13 protein-coding genes and 5 pseudogenes are annotated in these 23,029 nt (G+C 31.7%); 3 read left to right on the forward strand and 15 right to left on the reverse strand.

What is annotated here, in order from left to right:
* Positions 1 to 7 precede the first annotated feature (7 nt).
* Positions 8 to 301 carry a hypothetical protein gene (locus tag ACRRVD_RS03340; RefSeq protein ID WP_432461739.1) on the forward strand — a complete coding sequence of 98 codons (294 nt, stop codon included), beginning with the start codon at positions 8 to 10 and terminating at the stop codon, positions 299 to 301.
* 138 nt (positions 302 to 439) lie between these two features.
* Here the strand turns inward: ACRRVD_RS03340 and ACRRVD_RS03345 are convergent, their stop codons facing one another.
* The 5 genes and pseudogenes from ACRRVD_RS03345 to ACRRVD_RS03365 all read right to left on the reverse strand — a co-directional run bounded on the left by ACRRVD_RS03345 (position 440) and on the right by ACRRVD_RS03365 (position 4,757).
* Entirely contained in the window at positions 440 to 1,330 is an 891-nt protein-coding gene (locus tag ACRRVD_RS03345; protein ID WP_432461722.1) for an IS256 family transposase, read from the reverse strand.
* 212 nt (positions 1,331 to 1,542) lie between these two features.
* A pseudogene (locus ACRRVD_RS03350) lies at positions 1,543 to 1,704 on the reverse strand (transposase); the annotation flags it as partial.
* 191 nt (positions 1,705 to 1,895) lie between these two features.
* Positions 1,896 to 3,005 (reverse strand): ankyrin repeat domain-containing protein, encoded by a 1,110-nt coding sequence (locus tag ACRRVD_RS03355; RefSeq protein WP_432461723.1) that lies wholly within the window; start codon positions 3,003 to 3,005, stop codon positions 1,896 to 1,898.
* 430 nt (positions 3,006 to 3,435) lie between these two features.
* Entirely contained in the window at positions 3,436 to 3,621 is a 186-nt protein-coding gene (locus ACRRVD_RS03360; protein ID WP_432461724.1) for a hypothetical protein, read from the reverse strand.
* 47 nt (positions 3,622 to 3,668) lie between these two features.
* A complete protein-coding gene (locus tag ACRRVD_RS03365; protein ID WP_432461725.1) occupies positions 3,669 to 4,757 on the reverse strand; it encodes an IS481 family transposase in 1,089 nt (362 codons plus the stop codon).
* A gap of 296 nt (positions 4,758 to 5,053) precedes the next feature.
* Here ACRRVD_RS03365 and ACRRVD_RS03370 point away from each other — a divergent pair, with 296 nt between their 5' ends.
* Positions 5,054 to 5,308, forward strand: coding sequence for a Tn3 family transposase (locus ACRRVD_RS03370; protein ID WP_432461726.1), 255 nt, complete (start codon positions 5,054 to 5,056; stop codon positions 5,306 to 5,308).
* A 240-nt stretch (positions 5,309 to 5,548) separates the two neighbouring features.
* On the forward strand, positions 5,549 to 6,505 hold the full coding sequence (locus ACRRVD_RS03375) for an Rpn family recombination-promoting nuclease/putative transposase (protein WP_432461727.1): 957 nt from the start codon (positions 5,549 to 5,551) through the stop codon (positions 6,503 to 6,505).
* 166 nt (positions 6,506 to 6,671) lie between these two features.
* Here ACRRVD_RS03375 and ACRRVD_RS03380 read toward each other — a convergent pair whose 3' ends face one another.
* From ACRRVD_RS03380 to ACRRVD_RS03425, 10 genes and pseudogenes are all read right to left on the reverse strand, one after another.
* On the reverse strand, positions 6,672 to 8,423 hold the full coding sequence (locus ACRRVD_RS03380) for an AAA family ATPase (RefSeq protein ID WP_432461728.1): 1,752 nt from the start codon (positions 8,421 to 8,423) through the stop codon (positions 6,672 to 6,674).
* Between the two features lie 348 nt (positions 8,424 to 8,771).
* Positions 8,772 to 9,477: pseudogene (locus ACRRVD_RS03385) on the reverse strand (IS6 family transposase).
* 280 nt (positions 9,478 to 9,757) lie between these two features.
* Positions 9,758 to 11,149, reverse strand: a complete 1,392-nt coding sequence (locus tag ACRRVD_RS03390) for a hypothetical protein (RefSeq protein ID WP_432461729.1) — start codon at positions 11,147 to 11,149, stop codon at positions 9,758 to 9,760.
* Positions 11,150 to 11,492: 343 nt separating this feature from the next.
* Positions 11,493 to 12,487: pseudogene (locus ACRRVD_RS03395) on the reverse strand (IS256 family transposase).
* A 78-nt stretch (positions 12,488 to 12,565) separates the two neighbouring features.
* Positions 12,566 to 13,903 carry an IS4 family transposase gene (locus ACRRVD_RS03400; protein ID WP_432461730.1) on the reverse strand — a complete coding sequence of 446 codons (1,338 nt, stop codon included), beginning with the start codon at positions 13,901 to 13,903 and terminating at the stop codon, positions 12,566 to 12,568.
* 796 nt (positions 13,904 to 14,699) lie between these two features.
* Positions 14,700 to 15,056 (reverse strand): hypothetical protein, encoded by a 357-nt coding sequence (locus ACRRVD_RS03405; protein ID WP_432461731.1) that lies wholly within the window; start codon positions 15,054 to 15,056, stop codon positions 14,700 to 14,702.
* A 406-nt stretch (positions 15,057 to 15,462) separates the two neighbouring features.
* Positions 15,463 to 16,170, reverse strand: a pseudogene (locus ACRRVD_RS03410) (IS6 family transposase).
* A 65-nt stretch (positions 16,171 to 16,235) separates the two neighbouring features.
* Positions 16,236 to 17,321 (reverse strand): ankyrin repeat domain-containing protein, encoded by a 1,086-nt coding sequence (locus tag ACRRVD_RS03415; RefSeq protein WP_432461733.1) that lies wholly within the window; start codon positions 17,319 to 17,321, stop codon positions 16,236 to 16,238.
* A 330-nt stretch (positions 17,322 to 17,651) separates the two neighbouring features.
* Positions 17,652 to 18,505 (reverse strand): annotated as a pseudogene (locus ACRRVD_RS03420) (transposase).
* Positions 18,506 to 18,729: 224 nt separating this feature from the next.
* Positions 18,730 to 21,915, reverse strand: a complete 3,186-nt coding sequence (locus ACRRVD_RS03425; RefSeq protein WP_432461740.1) for an ankyrin repeat domain-containing protein — start codon at positions 21,913 to 21,915, stop codon at positions 18,730 to 18,732.
* Positions 21,916 to 23,029 lie beyond the last annotated feature (1,114 nt).

Below are 23,029 nucleotides of genomic sequence, written 5' to 3' on the forward strand. Positions count from 1 at the left end.
ACATGACCTGAATTCAAAAGTGATTGTTACCTTATTTTCATTGTTTGGGGAGCTTGAACGAGATTTTATCAGCTTAAGAACAAAAGAAGCATTAGCCTCAAAAAAAGCAAAACGAATGAAACTCGGTAAACCAAAAGGAACACTTCAAAAAAGTCAGTTTGATGTGGATCGAGAGAAAATTATCGAATTACTTACTTTGGGTGTGTCCGTTAGAAAAATAGCTAATCTGTTGAAGTATAGAAACCATATTTCACTAAACACCTATATCAACAAACGAAAATTATTTGATACAACATTATGAATTTTATAGAAAATATAAAACAATTGATATTCAAATGATTATATAAAAATTAATAAGGGAAAATAAAAGTCAGGATCATACAGAATCAATTGGTTAACAAGAAATTAATAACTAAAATCAGACAAACCTGGATTTTAGTCAAATGACTCCATTTACTGATGTATAAATTGGCTTTAAATCAGCAGATAATGCTTTCCTATCTTTATAGGATACATACTTCAAGCTATTCCTAATTTGGTGAACGATACAGAGTTGGTGATCTGTTTTAGGATATACAGCACCGATTGCCTCAGACATACCTGATAAATTATCTGTACAAGCAATGAGCATATCCTGCATACCACGATTTTTGAGCTCTGTCAAATTACCTAACCAAAACTTAGATCCTTCATTTTCACTCATACATAGTCCTAAAACATCTTTTATCCCTAGTCGATCTATACCTAACGCAACATAGACTGACTTATTCATGATGCGTTTGTCTTGTCTAACCTTAACTACAAAACAATCAAAAAAAACAATTGGATAGACTGATTCTAAGGGACGATTTTGCCATATCTTAACATCTTCAATAACAGAATCTGTGATGTTACTTATCAGGCTTTCACTAACTTCTGCACCATACAATTCTTGTATTTGAAGCTGAATATCTGATAGACTCATCGCTTTAGCATATAAAGATAAAATCTTATCATCTAAACCAGGGATTCTTGGTTGACGTTTAGGTAATAAAACAGGTTCAAAACTGGATGATCTATCTCTGCGGACTTCAATCGATATAACACCATTATCAGTTATAACTCGCTTACTAGACAGGCCATTACGGGAATTTTCTGAACCACTACGACTATATTTGGTATAACCTAGATGGGAATCCATTTCTGATTCTAACGCTTTTTCTACAAGACGTTTGCTTAATTGTTTGAGTAAACCGCCTTGATCAAACAGAGTCGATAGGTCTACGCCTGAGTCTATAAGGACTTCTATCGCCTTGCTGATCTTATCTTTAGGTATATCTTTTTTTTTCATAGATTTAAGTGCCATTTTTTAGGTAAATATAAACCCTAAAAAATATTTACACACTTATAAAAACAGACTCCTGCTGATTAACAAAATCCTTTGAAATACGGCAATAATTTCGGTGTAATAGTAAACATTTTAGTCAATTTTTAACTAAAATTACTAAAATAACTGATCCCTTAAAACAAACGCGACAGAACCTAGATATGTACATGATTTTAAGCTATTTTACCTCGTAATATTTCTACTCCATTATCTTTACATATTTCCTGAATTAAGTTTTTCACTTTTCTACCAATATCACCAACTAATACTTTATAGAGATACTTGTTTACCCATACTATATGGTAAGTACAATCGTAAACTGTATGGCTTGTTTTCTTTTCTTTTCTTTTCTTTTAATAATCCATCCTTACAGGATAAATATGTTCAAACGACGCACTGCAAGTTCGGGGTTTTTATCGCAAAATGAGACAATAAAACTAGTAAAATACGAAACAAATTATCTTATTTGCTCTCCAATTTTTTCGGTCCACTATAGTTTAAAATTCCTTTTTTTGTTTTTCGGATAAATCTATGAAACAGGAATTCTTTCTCGCGACATAGCCCTAACAACACCAACTTGTAGTAATAATTCATATATTTCTTCATTATTTTTTTCCCTAGCTAAATCAAGAGCTGTCTTTCCAAGAACATTCTTTTCATTGACCAAAATTTCTTTAGATTTTAATAATAATTTCACTACTTCTAGATGATTTTTTGATACTGCAAGATGAAGTGGGGTATCTCCATATTTAATTTTTTCATTTACTTTAATATTTGGATGTTTCAATAATTCTTGTACGACTTCCACATGACCAGTTCTCGATGCAACATGAAGTGGAGTATAACTATAATCACTTTTTGCATTTACGTCAACACTTGATATATTTAATAGTTTTTTTAAAATGTTTAAATGATTTTTTGATACTGCAAGATGAAGTGGAGTACGGCGATATGCATCTGTTGCATTTACGTCAATACCTGATGTATTTAGTATCTTTTCTACAACATTTAAATGACCATTTACTGATGCAAGATGAAGCGGGGTAAACCCTTTAATATCTTTTTCATTTACTTTAATATTTGGATGTTTCAATAGTTCTTGTACCACTTCCATATGACCATTTCGTGATGCAGTATGCAGTGGGGTAAAACCGTTATTAGTTTTTGTATTTACATTAATACCTGATGTGTTTAGCAGCTTTTCTACAATATTTAAGTAACCTTTTTGTAATGCAATATGAAATGGCGTAAAACCCTGACTAGTTTTTGCATTTACATAAATACCTGATGTATTCAGCAGCTTTTCTACAATATTTAAGTAACCATTTTTTAATGCAAGATGAAGTGGGGTATTTCCATATTCATCGGATTCATTTATATCAATATACTTATCTGTCAATAATTCTTGTACCCTGTCTACATCATTTAGTAACACTGCTGTATGAAGTGGATTACTAGAATTTGAACACATAGTTGATAAAGTATTAATTTTCGTTTTTTCTGAATCTTTCTTACTGTCAATACTATGCATTCCATATTTATTTAACTCATTACATCCAGAAGTAAGTAATGAAAGACAGATAGCTATTCCTTCTATTGAATAGAAAAATTTAGAATATGATTTATATTTTGTACGCATAATAATTATTTATTTTTTAGTAATCAATATTTAATCTGACAGACATGAAAAAAACATGGTTTATAGTTGTCAGTTAAGTATAGGGTGCCAGTAATTTTTTTAATATATCCGATTTGATTATTTTTTTCAAGGGTTTTATCGCGTATTTTTTATGGATTAAGTTATTTTAGCGCAATACGTTTATGTAAAAAGAGCATAAAAGAGACGTCTAAATTATTTAATGTTAATCCTAAAACAGTAGTTAAATGGCGTAAAAGAGAAAGTCCTAAAGACTTACCTATGGGTCCTAAAGAACGTAAATCTAAAGTATTAAGTAGTGCTCAGTAGGCAGCAGTAATAGCTTTTAGAAAGCTGACTCAACTGCCACTAGATGGTGTATTATATAGTCTTCAAGAGACTATTCCTGGAAAACTGGGATCAAATCTTACGACTAGCTGTTTAGTCCCAGTAAGAAATGGTTTGGATTAGTATTAAAATATTCTGGATTTTTTTCCCATGTATCCAAAATAGATTTCCAAGGAGTTTTTCCTTTTAGTGCTTTTAATCGTTTAGCAAAATTGTAAGCCATCAAGTAAGCATGTAAATGAGTTTTTAATTGATTATGATTAGCATACATAAAATTATGTGTAGTAGTCAGGATTTAATCTGACAGGCAATAAAAAATTATAGTTTATAGTTGTCAGTTAAGTCTAGGTTGTCAGCCATGTTTTTAATATAGGCGATTTGATTATTTTTTTCAAGTACTAATTTTTTACTATCCTCCCAAGTTTGCATCGGAGTTTTTCCGTAACAATATTTTCCAGAGTGAGGTCGCTCATAATTGTAGTAATACAACCAGTAATCTAAATCTTCTTGTAAATCATCTAGATTGCTATAGATTTTTTTACGCATGGCTGTATCAAAAAATTCCTGTTTCATAGTTTTATTAAAACGCTCACAAAATCCATTGGTTTGCGGTGAATAGGATTTAGTAACCGTATGCTCTATACCTTCAATACTTAAAAATAACTCAAAAGCATGATGTTCTATTTTTCCTTTATACTCCGTACCTCTATCTGTTAGAATACGTAAGATTGGTATGCTTTGCTCTTGGTACCAAGGTAATACTCTGTCATTTAAGAGATCAGATGCTGTTAAAGCTGTCTTATCAGTATATAGTTTTGCATTAGATACTCTAGAATAGCTATCTATAAATACTTGCGTATATACTTTACCTATACCTTTATAGGTACCCACATAATAAGTGTCTTGATAACCTAAATAAACAGGATGTGCCGTATCTATTTCTCCACATGATTCTTGTTTATTTTTACGTCTTTCTAAGGCTGATAACTGGGATTCAGTCAAAACAATACCATCTTGAGTCATCTTGGCTTCCATAGCCTTAAGACGTTTCTTTATATTATTTAAGTCATTGCGTAACCAGATAGATCTTACTCCTCCAGGAGAAACAAGTATACCTTGCTGCTTTAACTCGTTTGATACCCTAAGTTGACCATATGCCGGATAATCTATGGCCATATCAATTACTGATTGTTCTATCTTAGAATCTACTCTATTAGCTAATATAGGTTTCTTGCGACTTATCTCATGTAGGGCATCCTGACCACCTAGTTCATACAAGGACTTAAAACGGTAATAGCTATCTCTGCTATAACCCATGCTTTTACACGCTGATGAGATGTTACCCAACGTTTTGGCTAACTCTAATAAACCTAGTTTCGGTTTAATTATTTTTTGATCTAAGTTCATAATAATAGTCCGTATTTATATCAACACAATTTAACAATTGTTAGATTAAATCCTAACTACTACACATAAGGCTCTACATACCCAAGGACTATATAAAGTCAGTGGCCATCTTTGCTATAGTTGATAAGGCTTCGCATGCTGCCTGTATGTTGACATTCGCGTTGATCATCGGAAAGCCGTATGAAGGAAAACTTCACGTACGGTTTGATGAGGAGGTGGAGGAAACTGGGAAAACTAGGCGCCTCTGCTTTACTCTACTATTGAATGTACGGATCGAGATGCTGCTTACGTATTAGATGGATTACTCTATAAATGAAAGTTATTTAGCTCTAGAAGAGCATTATACAGATAATCAAGGTTATACAGAAATTAACTTTGCATCTTTCGCTTTGCTGGGTCGAACATTTTCACCTCGTATCAGAGGTGTGCAACATCAAAAAATTTACCGAATTGATGAACAAAAAGATTATGCTAGTTTAAGGGTATTAGGCAAAATGGATCTAAAATGTACGATAAGACTTCATATTCCCCATATCCAAATTGACCCCTAATAAGCTAAAATTTTACATCTGTTATCTATTAACATAAATTATACCGTAATACTTAACATTTTTTAGTGGTTTTATATGGTATATAATATACTCAAAATGTATATCATTCAACGGTCTTTTTCACTTATACAAAGTATCGAATGAATAGAGACGTTAGATTATTTTCTAGAAGTATAGACCTACTATAAGCCTAAAAGTTATTATATTGAATATTGTGATTGATATCTCTTTTCTACCCCTATGGTAACTTCAAAGTTTTTAAGTCCCAAGAACGACGTAGCCTTTCGTAAGATATTTGGTAGCGAAAAACATAAAGATATTCTTATTCACTTTATCAATGATGTACTAAATCTAAAGGGCTCAGATAAGGTAGAAAAAGTTACATTCTTGTCCACGATTCAGGATCCAGATATTGCATATAAGAAAGAAAGTATAGTAGATGTGTTATGCACAGACCAATATGGGAAGCAAATAATAGTAGAGATGCAGGTTTCCCCCCAAAAGGGTTTTGAAAAAAGAGCGCAGTATTATGCCTCTAAGGCCTATTCCAGGCAACTCAACTCAGGACAAGAATTAGGTGCTAGATACCAAGATCTTAAAGCAGTGATCTTTATAGCTATTACGGATTATGTTATATTTCCTGATAAAAAAGATTACTTATCTAATCATGTTATTCTAGACGCAAAAACGTATGAAAGAGATTTAAAAGACTTTTCATTCACTTTTATAGAGTTACCCAAATTTAATATCAGTTGTATAGAAGGACTCTCTAGTATTATAGAAAAGTGGTGTTATTTTTTTAAGCATGCTCCTTCTACAAGCGAAGAAGACCTAAAAAAACTAATAGGCTCTGATTTAGTTATCCAACGTGCCTATGAAGCCTTAAATAGATTCAACTGGTCAGAAAAAGAATTGTTTACCTATGAACAAGAGATCAAGCGAATCATGGATAATCAGGCTGTAGAAGATTACATGAAACAAAAAGCTAGACAAGAGGGTAGAGAAGAGGGTATCCGAATAGGGGAAGAAAAAGGGATCCGAATAGGGGAAGAAAAAGGGATCCGAATAGGGGAAGAAAACGGTAAGCTAGAAAGAAACGTAGAAATAGCTAAAACAATGCTTAAAGAAGGAGATTCAGTAGATAAGATTATACGTGTTACTGGTTTATCTAGAGCCGATATTCAAAAAATTAAATAGAACGGGAAAATATCAGATAATCAGAACTAAAAAACAGGTATCTACTTTTGAGAACTTTGCTAAACTTATGGCCGCATAATATCCAAATTTGAAGACAAGGGAGAGAACTATACAAAATTACTACAGATGCGAAAGAACCACTTTATTTACAAACTCGACCGATAGCCTACCTACTGGTTAAATGAACTGATCCAATCTTATTATCAACTAGGTCATAAGTAGCATAAGCAGCTAATACAGACTTTCCAGAAAAAGCAATACCTACTTCTAATACTTCTTGGACATGAGGATATTGTAATAATTCGGTATGATACGATTGCAAACCTATCTGATCTAAAGCAATTTTAGCCGAATGTTCCAGATCTTCTTCTTTACGGGCATACTTAAATTCCAATAGAAGTGCTCTTGAACATTCTTTTTTAGGAATTAACAGAAGATCATAACGCCCTAAACCACTTTCTCTATTGGAACGTATATAATATCTATGACTGATGCTAGCCAGCATAGCTAAGACAAAACCATGATAGAAGCTCTCACCTTGTTTACCGGAATGAACATCAAAAAAACTAACACTTTCAAATAAATAGATCCTTAAATCTCTAATAAATTCATTTATTTTACCCATAACCATATGATTCAAAAAAGAATCGTACTTAGACTGACTAGGAAATTTTGTGCGCAACCATTCCTCAAAAAATCTATTATAGAGCGTAGCTACTTCTTGATTAGGAATCTCTAGTGTACAATCGTATAGACCATTCCTTTGATTAAATACAACATAAACTGACTTTAGATATCCAGCAAATAAAAGTAAGCTCCATAAAGAATTTTCATTGGTACCTAATAAATCAAAAGAAAGATGCTTATCGATAGATACTTTTAAAGAATGCCCTTGCATCAATCCTTCGAATTGTTCTTTAATGCTATTATTAGAGGAAAGAATCAATTCCTTAATTAAATCATTATTACCAGTGTTTATCCAATAGACATCAAAACGACCATCCTCACTTAAACAAGAAATAATAGACCATGGATTATACATCACTAAGTCACCTATCCTATAACCATTGTACCAACTTTTTAGTTGATCTAAACAAATAGAAAGATTTTGTTTGATAAATAAATCTTGAACTTCTACTTCACTCAAACCAAAGTGTCTGCTATAACCTTGATCTAAAAGGGTATAAGTTTTTAGGTTATTCAACCCAGATAACATACTATCTTTAGAAATACGCAATATTCCTGTTAATATGCCTTTTTCTAGTGTAGCATTACCTTTTAGGGAATTACTAAATAGATTACGCATAAATTGGACCATAGCTTTCAAGTATGACTGATTACCGTAAGCTTTATTAAGAGGCGTATCATACTCGTCTATCAGAATATATACTTTTTGACCATGATGTTGGTAGAGGCATTGGCTAAGTAACTCTAAAGAGGATTCTAGTTGTTGTTGATTAACTTGATTGCTGAGAATAGTATGTATTTTCTTGAGTTGTATTTCATTAATTTTATCACTACTTAACAAATAAGTATAGCAACTATAAACTTTTAAAATCAACTCATACACTGCATTATAAGCCCCTTCAAAACTATCTGCATTAACATCCTTAAAACTTAGCATAATAACTGGATGCTTACCTTGATAGGTATCAATGTACTTTCCTCCATCTAACTTTCCAATCTCCAAATCATCAAACAAACCTGACGTATTTATCCCGTTAACTTCTGGTGCAAAAAAATGCTGTAACATAGATATATTTAGCGTCTTACCCCAACGACGAGGACGGGTAATTAAGGTAACTTCATCTCCTTTTCCTAATAACTCAGCAATCATAGCTGTTTTGTCACAAAACAGATAATCTTTAGATACCAACTTATGAAAGTTATCAACTCCAACCGGTAATTTATATATCATGCTACAAGAAGATTTAAAATTATTTTATTCAATCTATTTATTAGGACTAGGATTGGATATAGTATATTGTTCTACCTTTTCTATAATCATATGTAACAACAAAAAATTTATTACAGAATCTTTTCAAAAAGAACCTGATTACCGAAATAATTAGTTGTTGATCAGAACTTTTTAGTTAACTATATTATTATTTTATAATCGATATACTTTTCCTTTTATTTAAGGATATATAAGCGTGTAGCATACTGAAAGGTAGATAGTTTTTATATAATTTAGTCCACCTGGTTGGTTCTGTCGCATCTGTATTTGATTTTGTATAGTTCTCCCCCATGTCTTCAAATTTGGATATTATGCGGCCATAAGTTTAGCAAAGTTCTCAAAAGTAGATGCTTGTTTTTTAGCTCCTATTAATTGTCCTTTTTGAATGATTCTAATGTTTTCTATTCCTGTAATGGTAATGTTGGCCGAATGGAAGTGCTTAAACCCTAGCATGGTTTTATCCGTTTTTTAATGAATCTATGATCTTGTTCGACTCTATTATTTAAGTATTTGTTTTGAAATATTTGAATCTTGTGATCTTGATCTAGTTCTGTATTTAATGCATCAAGTGCAGCTTTATTACTACCGCTTTTGTCAACTACCACTTTGGATGGAGTGTTATTATCTCTGATAGCCTTACGAAAAAAAGAAAGAGCTGAAGACTTATCTCTACGTTCACTTAGAAAAAAATCAACTGTATCTCCATAACGATCTACTGCTCTATATAAATAAATCCACTTACTATTTAATTTCACGTAAGTTTCATCCATCCTCCAGCTACTACCAACTGGGCGTTTTCTTTTCTTACTTATTGATCTATAAGGGGAATGAACTTAATCACCCACCTTTGTAAAGTAGAATGATCAATCTTTGCGCCTCTCATATGCATCATCTTTTCCAAGTCTCTATGGCTTAAAGAAAAACGACATTTCATATACACAAATAGAAGGATTAACTCTGGTGATGAACAAAATCCTTTAAAATAGGGCAATAATCTACGGGTAATAGTAAACATTTTAGTCAATTTTTGACTAAAATTAATAAAATAACCACTCCCTTAAAACAGATGCGACAGAACCGCTGAAACGTCTGATAAACTTAACTGACCGCTTACTTTTACTGACATAACGATATCATCAAAAAATTTAAATAGAAACCTTCAAAACAAAACTAGAAGTTAAATATTCCATAAATAATAAAACTACTTTTTTAGTACAAATCTTAAAAGTCTATTGCAACGGTCTCGAATTATATGCATCCTTAACAAAAAAACTACAAAAAATAACCTCAGAAACTTAACAAAAATCACAATAGCTATCTATAGAAACGGTCTCATAATTAGGATAAATAGGACGAATAGGAAGCATATTAGGATAAATAGGACGAATAGGAAGCATATTAGGATAAATAGGACGAATAGGAAGCATATTAGGATAAATAGGACGAATAGGAAGCATATTAGGATAAATAGGACGAATAGGAAGCATATTAGGATGAGAAATAAACATATTATGGCGTACATTATTCCTATGACTATTCCTTATTGGACTACGTTCTCTGTAACGATTCCTATCATGACTATTCCTTATTGGACTACGTTCTCTGTAACGATTCCTATCATGACTATCCCTTATTGGACTACGTTCTCTGTAACGATTCCTATCATGACTATCCCTTATTGGACTACGTTCTCTGTAACGATTCCTATCATGACTATTCCTTATTGAACTACGTTCTCTGTAACGACTCCCATCATTACTATAAATTTTCTGATGACTTTTAGTATCATTATTATCATTTTTTTCTATATTTTTTTTTATTTTATTTTCTAAAGTTATTTTGCAATCTTTTAAAAAAGAAAAATTGTTTATTAAATCACTTATATTATTATTTTTATTATATTCTTTAGATAAAAATTTATTTACTTCTAATTTTTCAACTAATTTTTTATAATAACTTTCTTTATTTTTTATTAAATCAATAGAAGTTTCTATTTTTTTATTTTTTATATATGCATCAGCACCAAGTTTTTGCAAAATATTAATCAAACAAGAATTTTTTTCTACTGCAATGTGTAATAAGGTATTCCCATCATCATCTTTCTGATTAACAATTATTTTTTTATCATTTTCAGAAAAATTTCCTGTATCAATCAATTTTAGAATTATGTATGCACATGATTCTTCAACTTTTTTTATTTTTTCATACTGAAATAAAATATGCAAAATATAAGATCCATTATATTTATTAAGAAGCCAATATTTAATGTCTCTTGGTTTCTCTTTGATACAATCAAGGAATAATCTTTTTATCACGCATTTATATTGATTAACATTATCTAATTTTTCCCTACATTCATGTAGAAAAATAAAATTAATAATGTCTGAGTTTTCTATATTAAACAATATACCACGAAGACGGTCTTTTACCAATGACCTATAACTATTTAGATTTCCATTAATCAACCTATCTTTTATATATTTTTCTCTAGAACATCGGAAAATTTTTTCTAATATTTCTTGTTCATTATGTATTCTATAATTCTTTTCTTTAGTACTATTTATTTTCATATTATGATTCAATATTGTACCACATCCAGTTACATAAACTAAAAAAGTACTATATGTTATTTTTACAAGAAAAGTATTTATAGTATCATTAATATTGAATAATTGTTTAGCTTTCATATTTAATTGGGTTATTTTATTTATTAGGTCTCTTGTATCTGCATTTTATTCTATAGAAGGGTACTAGGCAAAATCATGCGCAAATACACGCTAGGCTAATATTCTGAAGCAAAGAATATTTTTATAAAAATGTTTTTTTCTGATTTGTAGTATTTTATTTCTTTTATAACTTTTACAAAAAAATTATATATTTTCTTATTTTAAGTGGTAATAAAAAACTATGAAAACAATTAATGTAACCCAATAAAGTTTTATATTATTATCATAATCAATATAAAATATGATTATTAATGTGAAATAATAGATCTTACAGTGTATTTACGGACCATTTTGCCTAATACTCTTATTGTAAAAATACCATCAGATTATTCCAGTTTGCATACCAAGACTTCGCTATTTGTGGGTACTGTTTATCCCATTTGTTAGCAAAAGTTTCTAATGCCATTAATGCTTTTTCTTCATTTACTGATGTATAAATTGGCTTTAAATCAACAGATAATGCTTTCCTATTTTTATAGGATACATACTTTAAGCTATTCCTAATTTGGTGAACGATACAGAGTTGGTGGTCTGTTTTAGGATATACAGCACCGATTGCCTCAGGCATACCTGATAAATTATCTGTACAAGCAATCAGCATATCCTGCATACCACGATTTTTGAGCTCTGTCAAATTACCTAACCAAAACTTAGATCCTTTATTTTCACTCATCCATAGTCCTAAAACATTTTTTATCCCTAAGCGATCTATACCTAACGCAACATATACTGACTTATTTATGATGCGTTTGTCTTGTCTAACCTTAACTACAAAACAATCAAAAAAACAATTGGATAGACTGATTCTAAGGGACGATTTTGCCATATCTTAACATCTTCAATAATAGAATCTGTGATGTTACTTATTAGGCTTTCACTAACTTCTGCACCATACAATTCTTGTATTTGAAGCTGAATATCTCATAGGCTCATCCCTTTAGCATATAGAGATAAGATTTTATCATCTAAACCAGGGATTCTTCTTTGACGCTTAGGTAATAAAACAGGTTCAAAAGCGGATGATCTATCTCGGGGTACATCAACCGATATAACCCCATTATCAGTTATAACTTGCTTACTAGATAAACCATTACGAGCATTGTCTGAATCACTACGACTATATTTGGTATAACCTAAATGGCTATCCATTTCTGATTCTAACGCTTTTTCTACAAGACGTTTGCTTAATTCTTGCAGTAAACTGCCTTGATCAAACAGAGTCGATAGGTCTACTCCTGAGTCTATAAGCACTTCTATCGCCTTGATTATTCCGTCTTTAGATATATCTTTTTTTTTCATCTATTTTAAGTATTATCATTTAGGTAAATATAAACCCTAAAAAATATTTACACACTTATAAATACCATAGGCGTCAAGTTAAGGATTAATAGCTATTTTTTTTATCATATTTAGAGTTGATATTCTTTTTTTTATATACTTGTCTTTCAGGCAAAATATTGACCAGTTTAAGAATAATTTTTTAAAAAAATATTGTAAATCATCTAACCTGTTATTTACGATCCCAAATAGTTCTTTGCTCCTTTTTTTGAGTTCAATTAACGCTTTAGTTAAACTAATTTCTCTATCAGGTTCCAGTTTTATACAGCTTACTATGCCATGAAAAATAAGTATTACACAGAATTTTGCATATAATTCACATAATATTCTTGCAGAGTTTATTTTACCTTTAATACTTTCAAGTCTAACATGGCTTTTATATAGCTTAAATAACAGCTCAATTTGCCATCTAACTCGATAAATAGACCTTATATATTCACTAGCTATCTTACTAACTGGAATATTGGTAATCATTATTGTCCAATCAAGTAATCGTTGGTTTCTTTGGGAAGAGGTATATCCACGACTCTTAGCTAACATATTAGCTTTTCTTCTCCTTTTGAATGATTGTTCACCTGTTAATTTATGGCAGATCATTCTTACCGGTAGCTTTAATTCTTTTCCTAGAAGAACCTCTTTTTCTAAGAAAATCTTTTGATCTAACAAGGTTATTAAATCTATCTTTGATTCATTATGCGTATCATATATATTAGTGTCGGATTTATAGCGGCTGATAAAGTAAGCACCTGTTTCATTAATTTGTTTAAAACTATTAGGAACAAAATATCCTAAGTCTGCTAATAGTAGATCATTACTTTTTATATCTTCCAAATAGTTTCGGTAGCCTTGATCTGACCTAATACCTTCAGTTACCTCTAACCTATCTACTCTTTGATTTAGATAGTCAAATAGTACCTGTAATTTAATAGAAGATTTTGCCTTATTAGGTCGTCCTTTATAACTAGATCCACATCCTTTATAAATACTTTCCATACTGTTAGGTAAGGCTATTTGACTACTATCAAGCAGCCTTACACTATTAAATTGTTCAAGAATTTTACAATCAAGTCGCAATCTGCTTTTAAATATCTGTAAACATTCTTTATACATTACTTGCATGAAAGTAACAGAATTTGAATTGAATTTTAGATATAAACCTTGATTGGTAATATTTACATGATCTTCATGCAACAAACTACACATGTTTTCTAAGCTCAAATCCGTACCTCCCATATTACCTAATACTAATGTCTTAATAAAAGAAGAACCTGTAAGTTTCCTATTTCTTTTGATAAAACCGGTAATATGGGATAATGAATTTGCTTTTTTTATAAAAAAATCTTTAAATATTACCGATAATTTTGATACTTTATGCATAGTATAAGTTACTTGATTTAGTTCATGAAATTAATCGAACTTATACTTTAACTTTCTTTTATCCTATACCATAATAAAAATTGATAAAATTTTATCTTGTGTTTATTTTTATAAAAATCATATCTTTAAATTCACACCTATATTCCAAAAAACAGACGCATATAAATATTTTTATGGTAATTAAAATTATTTAATATCACGACTATATCCTTAACTTGACGCCTATGGTTATAAAGACAAACTCGTCAAATGACCTCTTTTTGCATATATTTTTGGCAAAACACTTTCTTTTGATGTCCTTTATAGGACATCAAACAATAATTACATATCGTTTTTCTTATTTTGAGTAGATCTTAATTTTCTATTGCAACGGTTTCAATTTATAACTTTTTTTAGGTCTTGACACAGTTTGGTGAACACTTCCGACAGACCACTTTTTTCGTATAAGCTCTAGCCTTTGACAAAAAGTCAAGGAATATTATGTATTCCGATAAAATATTTTTATATAAATCACTTCTTTTTTTGATATTATTATATAATTTATTTATCTTTTCAGTTCTTTTTTTAAATTCTTCATAAGTAATAGTATTGTCATTTTTATATTTTTCATTTATAATAATATTATTTTTGAATAAATATTTTATATTCTCTAAATAACTTTTTTATGATTCGTCATGAAGTGAGGTACGATCAATTTTATATTTTCTATTTATATCATTACTCTTTTCCTGTAAAAAGTCCATGACGTCTTTAGTATTTTTATGCGAATTAGAATTGGGTGTTGATGTAACTATAATTAATTGATTGATTGATTTAGAAATTTTTCATGCTCTTTATTTTCATCAAAAGTTGATTTTAATGAAAAATTTTGTGAAGATATAGAAAAATTTAATGTATCGGAATCAATATTAATGTTTTTTTCAGGTTCATTTGAATTCATATCTCCTACTTTTGTCGATCCAAGACATTCATATATAATTAATTTATCTGAAGAATCTGCATTAGATTTAGATATACTCTTTACTTTATCTAATTCAGAGGTATTATAAGTACACATTTTTGCACTAAATAAAACATAAGCCGCTAAAAAAACTATATTTAGACCAAATATTTCTCTATTAATAGACTTAATTTTAATAAATTCAGGCGTCATATATATTTATACTTTAGTTGTGTATTAACAAGTTTTTATTTTAGGTTATTCGAACACTATCACATATGGATAACCTAAGATGCTCTTGTTATAGTTCCGCTTAAATTAATCCTTTGTAAAATTCTATTTAATATACTTTATCAATATTTTTATCAATTGACCAGTCTGCAAATCTAAGTACTTTTATAACATAATACAAATATTTATCATTTTTTATGGAGTTTTTTGACTAAAAGGTTCTGTCACATCTGTATTTGATTTTGTATAGCTCCTCCTCTTGTCTTGAATTTTGAATATTATGTGGCCATAAGTTTAGCAAAGTTCTCAAAAGTAGATGCTTGTTTTGGTTCTGTCGCATCTGTATTTGATTTTGTATAGTTCTCCCCCATGTCTTCAAATTTGGATATTATGCGGCCATAAGTTTAGCAAAGTTCTCAAAAGTAGATGCTTGTTTTTTAGCTCCTATTAATTGTCCTTTTTGAATGATTCTAATGTTTTCTATTCCTGTAATGGTAATGTTGGCCGAATGGAAGTGCTTAAACCCTAGCATGGGTTTTATCCGTTTTTTAATGAATCTATGATCTTGTTCGACTCTATTATTTAAGTATTTGTTTTGAAATATTTGAATCTTGTGATCTTGATCTAGTTCTGTATTTAATGCATCAAGTGCAGCTTTATTACTACCGCTTTTGTCAACTACCACTTTGGATGGAGTGTTATTATCTCTGATAGCCTTACGAAAAAAAGAAAGAGCTGAAGACTTATCTCTACGTTCACTTAGAAAAAAATCAACTGTATCTCCATAACGATCTACTGCTCTATATAAATAAATCCACTTACTATTTAATTTCACGTAAGTTTCATCCATCCTCCAGCTACTACCAACTGGGCGTTTTCTTTTTCTTACTTATTGATCTATAAGGGGAATGAACTTAATCACCCACCTTTGTAAAGTAGAATGATCAATCTTTGCGCCTCTCATATGCATCATCTTTTCCAAGTCTCTATGGCTTAAAGAAAAACGACATTTCATATACACAAATAGAAGGATTAACTCTGGTGATGAACAAAATCCTTTAAAATAGGGCAATAATCTACGGGTAATAGTAAACATTTTAGTCAATTTTTGACTAAAATTAATAAAATAACCACTCCCCTTAAAACAGATGCGACAGAACCTTACAGTTTACCGCTACTAACAGAACCAGATTGTGTTAATAATTTAACTAGTTCTTCATGATGGGTTTTCCTAGCTAAATCAAGAGGTGTATTGCCACAGTTAGTCTTTTCATTGATCAAAATTCTTTTATTTTTCAGTAATAATTTCACTATTTCTACATAATTTTTTGATGCTGCAACATGAAGTGGAGTACAGCCAATTTCAGATTTTTCATTGATATTAATTTCTTCACAACTCAGTAACATTCTTACGGATTCTATATTATTTTTCCATACTGCTAAATGAAGGGAAGTATACTTACTTATATCCTTTTCATTGACATTAGCTCCATATTTTATTAATTCTTTTAGCACTTCTAAATGACCGTTTCTTGCTGCAATATGAAGTGGAGTACGGCCAATTCCAGATTTTTCATTGACATTAGCTCCATATTTTATTAACTCTTTTATCACTTCTAAATGACGGTTTGCTACTGCAACATGAAGTGGAGTACAGCCAATTTCAGATTTTTCATTGATATTAATTTCTTCACAACTCAGTAACATTCTTACGGATTCTATATTATTTTTCCATACTGCTAAATGAAGAGGAGTATACTTATGTATATCCTTTTCATTAACATTAGCTCCATATTTTATTAACGCTTTTAAACCGTCTACTGTATCTAATTTTGCTGCAAGATGAAGGGGAACACACTGATCTATATTCTTTTGATTGATATTAGTTCCACATTTTATCAAGAAATCCATAATTTTTACATAACCACTTCCTGATGCATAATGAAGTGCAGTATTCCCATATTGATCTTTACTATTTATATCAATTTTTAAATCTTTTAGATAACTAATAGATTTTTCAATATCATTATTTTTTTCTGCAATATTAAGAAGGGTATGTATATCTGAATATATAGTAGGTAAATATTTATTTTTTATTTTATTTTTGCTTAAATCTTGTTGACTTATACTACTGTTCATCCCATATCTATTTAACTGATTACATCCAGCAGAAATCAATGAAAAACAGATAGTTATGACTAATATTGAACAGATATATTTAAAATGTGATGTATATTTTTTATGCATAATGATTACTTATTTATTTTACTAGATCAAACAATACCAACTCACAATAATAATTAACGTTAGTCGTACGTTTGTATTATAGGATTATGTTACTTAAAGGGCTCTGTCGCATCTGTAGTTAATTTTGTATAGTTTTCTCCATTTAATTGTCCTTTTTGAATAATTCTAATGTTTTCTATTCCTGTAATGAGACCGTTGCTATAGATAGCTATTGTAATTTTTGTTAAGTTTCTGAGGTTATTTTTTGTAGTTTTTTTGTTAAGGATGCATATAATTCATTAATTATTTATTTTCAGATTTATTTTTATATATTTTAGATATACCATCCCCCTAAAAACCCTTTAAAATGATATTTGGAGCCCTATATAAATTATAGGCTATAGCTTCCATAACATGTTGCGTATGGGTTTTATCAAGGCCTATATACCTAGTCCCTGCAATACGGAACCACCTCTTAATGCTACCAAATACCCTTTCTACTTTATAGCGCGTCTTAGATACCAATTTATTAAACCGCTTCTCAGCAGGTGATAAGGTATGATTTCTGCTACCTTTTTTTTGAATACCTGATTTTAATTTCTTTTTATTTAGTAAAGTTTCGTTTGGTAACCAGCTATACCCTTTATCTGCATATAGCCTGCTACCTGGTTTTAGAGACGAATTATTCAATAATATTTGTAAATGATCGCCATCATTACTGGATGCCTTGGTAGTACTGACTACTAGTACTAAACCTTCTTTACTTTCTACAAGGACGTGCCGCTTTGAACCAATACACCATGGTCAGATAGTTGATCATTTATCATTTTTAATAACCTATCTAAAGCTTTCTTTTCTGTAAGAGCAGTCCTAAATTTGCTTAACACACTATGATCTGGAACAGAACTATCCATAGAAATACCACAAAATCTGCTAAAGGTGATACGGTCATTTACTTCTTCTTCGACTTGATAATCACTAAGTGAATACCAAGTCTGGAGAAAAAGCATTTTAAATAAAAGAAGCGGACTATAGGTAGGTTTCCCTGATAAACGTAAACCTTTAGGATAGTAAATACGAAGCTCACTTTCTACTAATGACCAGTTAATCAAATTATTGATTTGATCAAAGAACCTATGCTTACATTTGCGACGACTAGTTGAAACATCTGATAAACTTAACTGACCACTTACTTTTACTGCCATAACAATATCATCAAAAAAATTAAATAGAAACCTTTAAACCAAAACTAGAAGTTAAATATTCCATAAATAATAAAACTACTTTTTTAGTACAAATCTTAAAAGTCTATTGCAACGGTCTCAATACGATAAAGGAGAAATAACACGGAAAAAAAATTTATAAAAATTTGTCCGATTTTTTCGGTCCACTATAAAAATTAAATACAGATGCGACAGAGCCCAGTAGGCTACATGTTAACGCACCTTGGATATTGATTGTCATGGTGTTCATTCTGAAAAAGTGTGTAGTTAGTTTCATCGGTCCTACTTCTAGATGGAATGTTATCATAGAGCTCGTCTTCTGGTAGCATACCGGACATTGACTGGGTCAATAATAAACTAGTCCTATGTTCTAAACATAAGTTATTCTCTTTTAATAAGGTTATTGTTTCTTTTGGAGCTCCCTCTTTACTAGCTTCTTCAATAAAATTTGTGATGATTTTATTCGCTTTAGTTTTGTCTCTAGCTAATTCAAAAAAATTATTTCCACAAATGTCAGTACTTTTTATAAGATCTTTAAAGGTTTTCCATTTATCATTAATATTTTTAGCATGAGTGAGTAATAGATTTATAACTTCATATCTATCTTTAATAGCTGCCAAGTGTAAAGGGGTATAATTATCATTAGTCTTAGCGTTAACATGAGCATCTTTATCAATTAGTAGCTGCACAACCTCTTTGTGACCATTTTCAGCTGCCAAATGTAAAGGGGTATAATTATCATTAGTCTTAGCGTTAACATCAACACCTTTATCAATTAATAGCTGCACAACCTCTTTGTGACTATTTTCAGCTGCCAAGTGTAAAGGGGTATAATTATCATTAGTCTTAGCGTTAACATGAGCATCTTTATCAATTAATAGCTGCAGAACCTCCTTGTGACCATTGAACACTGCCAAGTGTAAGGGGGTCACATTGTTATTATCTTTAACGTTAACATCAGCACCTTGATAGATTAATAGCTGCACAACCTCCTTGTGACCATTAAACACTGCCAAGTGTAAGGGGGTGGCATCTTGTTTATCTTTAGCGTTAACATGAGCACCTTTATTAATTAACAGCTGAGAAACCTCTTTATGACCATTTTCAGCTGCCAAGTGTAAGGGGGTCACATTGTTATTATCCTTAAGGTTAACATGAGCATCTTTATCAATTAATAGCTGCAGAACCTCTTTGTGACCATTGAACACTGCCAAGTGTAAGGGGGTGGCATCTTGTTTATCTTTAGCGTTAACATGAGCACCTTTATCAATTAACAGCTGAGCAACCTCTTTATGACCATTTTCAGCTGCCAAGTGTAAGGGGGTATAATTATCATTAGCCTTAGCGTTAACATCATCATCTTTATTAATTAGTAGCTGAACAACCTCTTTGTGACCATTAAACACTGCCAAGTGTAAGGGGGTATAATTATCATTAGCCTTAGCGTTAACATGAGCACCTTTATTAATTAGTAGCTGAACAACCTCTTTGTGACCATTAAACACTGCCAAGTGTAAGGGGATATAATTATCATTAGCCTTAGCGTTAACATGAGCACCTTTATTAATTAGTAGCTGAACAACCTCTTTGTGACCATTAAACACTGCCAAGTGTAAGGAGGTCACATTGTTATCAGCTTTAGCGTTAACATCAGCATCTTTATTAATTAGTAGCTGAGCAATCTCTTTGTGACCATTTTCAGATGCCAAGTGTAAGGGGGTCACATTGTTATTATCCTTAGCGTTAACATCAGCATCTTTATCAATTAACAGCTGAGCAACCTCTTTGTGACCATTTTTAGCTGCCAAGTGTAAGGGGGTCACATTGTTATCAGCTTTAGCGTTAACATCAGCATCTTTATTAATTAGTAGCTGAGCAATCTCTTTGTGACCATTTTCAGCTGCCAAGTGTAAGGGGGTATAATCTTGTTCATCCTTAGCTTTAACATGAGCATCTTTATCAATTAACAGCTGCACAACCTCTTTGTGACCATTTTTAGCTGCCAAGTGTAAGGGGGTATAATTATCATTAGCCTTAGCGTTAACATGAGCACCTTTATTAATTAGTAGCTGAACAACCTCTTTGTGACCATTTTTAGCTGCCAAGTGTAAGGGGGTATAATTATCATTAGCCTTAGCGTTAACATGAGCACCTTTATTAATTAGTAGCTGCACAACCTCTTTGTGACCATTAAACACTGCCAAGTGTAAGGGGGTCACATTGTTATCAGCTTTAGCGTTAACATCAGCACCTTGATAGATTAACAGCTGAGCAACCTCTTTGTGACCATTTTCAGCTGCCAAGTGTAAGGGGGTCACATTGTTATTATCCTTAGCGTTAACATCAGCACCTTGATAGATTAACAGCTGAGCAACCTCTTTGTGACCATTTTCAGCTGCCAAGTGTAAGGGGGTATAATCTTGTTCATCCTTAGCGTTAACATCAGCATCTTTATTAATTAATAGCTGTACAACTTCCTTGTTACCATTGAACACTGCCAAATGTAAGGGGGTCACATTGTTATTATCTTTAGCGTTAACATCAGCACCTTTATCAATTAATAGCTGCACAACCTCTTTGTGACCATTTTTAGCTGCCAAGTGTAAGGGGGTCACATTGTTATTATCCTTAGCGTTAACATGAACACCTTTATCAATTAATAGCCGCACAACCTCTTTGTGACCATTTTTAGCTGCCAAGTGTAAGGGGGTCACATTGTTATTATCCTTAGCGTTAACATCAGCATCTTTATCAATTAATAGCTGCACAACCTCCTTGTGACCATTTTTAGCTGCCAAGTGTAAGGGGGTATAATTTTCATTAGTCTTAGCGTTAACATGAACACCTTTATCAATTAATAGCCGCACAACCTCTTTGTGACCATTTTCAGCTGCCAAGTGTAAGGGGGTATAATTTTCATTAGTCTTAGCGTTAACATGAACACCTTTATCAATTAATAGCCGCACAACCTCTTTGTGACCATTGAACACTGCCAAATGTAAGGGGGTCACATTGTTATCAGCTTTAGCGTTAACATCAGCATCTTTATCAATTAATAGCTGCACAACTTCTTTATGACCATTGAACGCTGCCAAGTGTAAGGGGGTGGCATCTTGTTTATCTTTAGCGTTAACATGAGCATCTTTATCAATTAATAGCCGCACAACCTCTTTGTGACCATTTTTAGCTGCCAAGTGTAAGGGGGTCGCATCTTGTTTACCTTTAGCGTTAACATGAGCACCTTTATCAATTAACAGCTGAGCAACCTCTTTATGACCATTTTTAGCTGCCAAGTGTAAGGGGGTATAATCTTGTTCATCCTTAGCGTTAACATGAGCATCTTTATCAATTAACAGCTGAGCAACCTCCTTGTTGACCATTTGTAGCGCCAGTGTAAGGCGATATAATTTTCATTAGTCTTTAGCGTTAACGATTGAACACCTTTATCAATGAATAGCGCCGCAACAACCTCTTGTGACCATTTGTAGCTGCCCAAGGTTAAGGGTCACTTGTATATCCTAGCTTAACATCAGCATCTTATTCAGATTAATAGCTGCACACTCCTTGTGACCATTTTTACTAGATGCCAAGTGTAAGGGGTATAATTTTCATTAGTCTTAGCTTAACATGAACAACCCTTTATCAAGTAATAGCCGCACAACCTCTTTCTGTTACCATTTTCAAGCTGCCAAGTTAAGGGTATTAATTTTGCAATTTATCTTAGCGTTTAATGAAGCCTTTATCAATTAATAGCCCACAACCCTTTTGACCAATTTCACGCCCAGTGTAAGGGTTTAAATTTCATTAGTCTAGCGTTAACATAACACCTTTACAATTAAAAGCCGCACAACCTCTTTGTACATGAACACTCCAAATTTAAGGGGTTCACATTGTTATCAGCCTTTATCTTAACATCAGCATCTTTTATCAATTAATAGCTGCACAACTTCTTTATACATAAACCGCGCAAGTGTAAGTAGCATCGTTGTTATCTTTAGCTTTAACATGAGCCCTCGTTATCAATTAATAGCCCACAACCTCTTTTGTGACCATTTTTAGCTGCCAGTGTAAGGGTCGCATCTTGTTTACCTGAGCTTAACATGAGCACCTATTATCATATTAACAGCTAGCAACCTCTTCATGAACCATTTTTAGGCTGACCAAGTTAAGGGGGTAATATCTTGTCCATCTTAGCCGTTAACATGAAGCATCTTTATTCAATTAACAAGCTGAGCAACCTCCTGACCATTTTAGCGCAAGTGTAAGGTATAATTTTCATTAGTCTTAGCGTTAACATTAACACTTTATCAATTAATAGCCGCACAACTCTTTGTACCATTGAACGCTGCCAAGTGAAGGGGAAGATGTTATCAGCTTTAGCGTTAACACAGCACCCTTTATCAAATTAATAGCTGCACAACCTCTTTATCATGAACGTTGCCAAGTTAAAGGGGTCAGATTGTTATCTAGCCTTAGCGTAACATGACACCTTTATCAATTAACACT

It is taken from the genome of Candidatus Cardinium hertigii (assembly GCF_050864915.1).
Classification (GTDB): domain Bacteria; phylum Bacteroidota; class Bacteroidia; order Cytophagales; family Amoebophilaceae; genus Cardinium; species Cardinium hertigii_D.

Excerpts from the sequence above, each read along its gene's own strand:
- ACRRVD_RS03345 (WP_432461722.1), bottom strand. The coding sequence starts at position 1,330 with ATGAAAAAAAAAGATATACCTAAAGATAAGATCAGCAAGGCGATAGAA.
- ACRRVD_RS03355 (WP_432461723.1), bottom strand. The coding sequence starts at position 3,005 with ATGCGTACAAAATATAAATCATATTCTAAATTTTTCTATTCAATAGAA.
- ACRRVD_RS03360 (WP_432461724.1), bottom strand. The coding sequence starts at position 3,621 with ATGTATGCTAATCATAATCAATTAAAAACTCATTTACATGCTTACTTG.
- ACRRVD_RS03365 (WP_432461725.1), bottom strand. The coding sequence starts at position 4,757 with ATGAACTTAGATCAAAAAATAATTAAACCGAAACTAGGTTTATTAGAG.
- ACRRVD_RS03370 (WP_432461726.1), top strand. The coding sequence starts at position 5,054 with ATGGATTACTCTATAAATGAAAGTTATTTAGCTCTAGAAGAGCATTAT.
- ACRRVD_RS03375 (WP_432461727.1), top strand. The coding sequence starts at position 5,549 with ATGGTAACTTCAAAGTTTTTAAGTCCCAAGAACGACGTAGCCTTTCGT.
- ACRRVD_RS03380 (WP_432461728.1), bottom strand. The coding sequence starts at position 8,423 with ATGATATATAAATTACCGGTTGGAGTTGATAACTTTCATAAGTTGGTA.
- ACRRVD_RS03390 (WP_432461729.1), bottom strand. The coding sequence starts at position 11,149 with ATGAAAGCTAAACAATTATTCAATATTAATGATACTATAAATACTTTT.
- ACRRVD_RS03400 (WP_432461730.1), bottom strand. The coding sequence starts at position 13,903 with ATGCATAAAGTATCAAAATTATCGGTAATATTTAAAGATTTTTTTATA.
- ACRRVD_RS03405 (WP_432461731.1), bottom strand. The coding sequence starts at position 15,056 with ATGACGCCTGAATTTATTAAAATTAAGTCTATTAATAGAGAAATATTT.
- ACRRVD_RS03415 (WP_432461733.1), bottom strand. The coding sequence starts at position 17,321 with ATGCATAAAAAATATACATCACATTTTAAATATATCTGTTCAATATTA.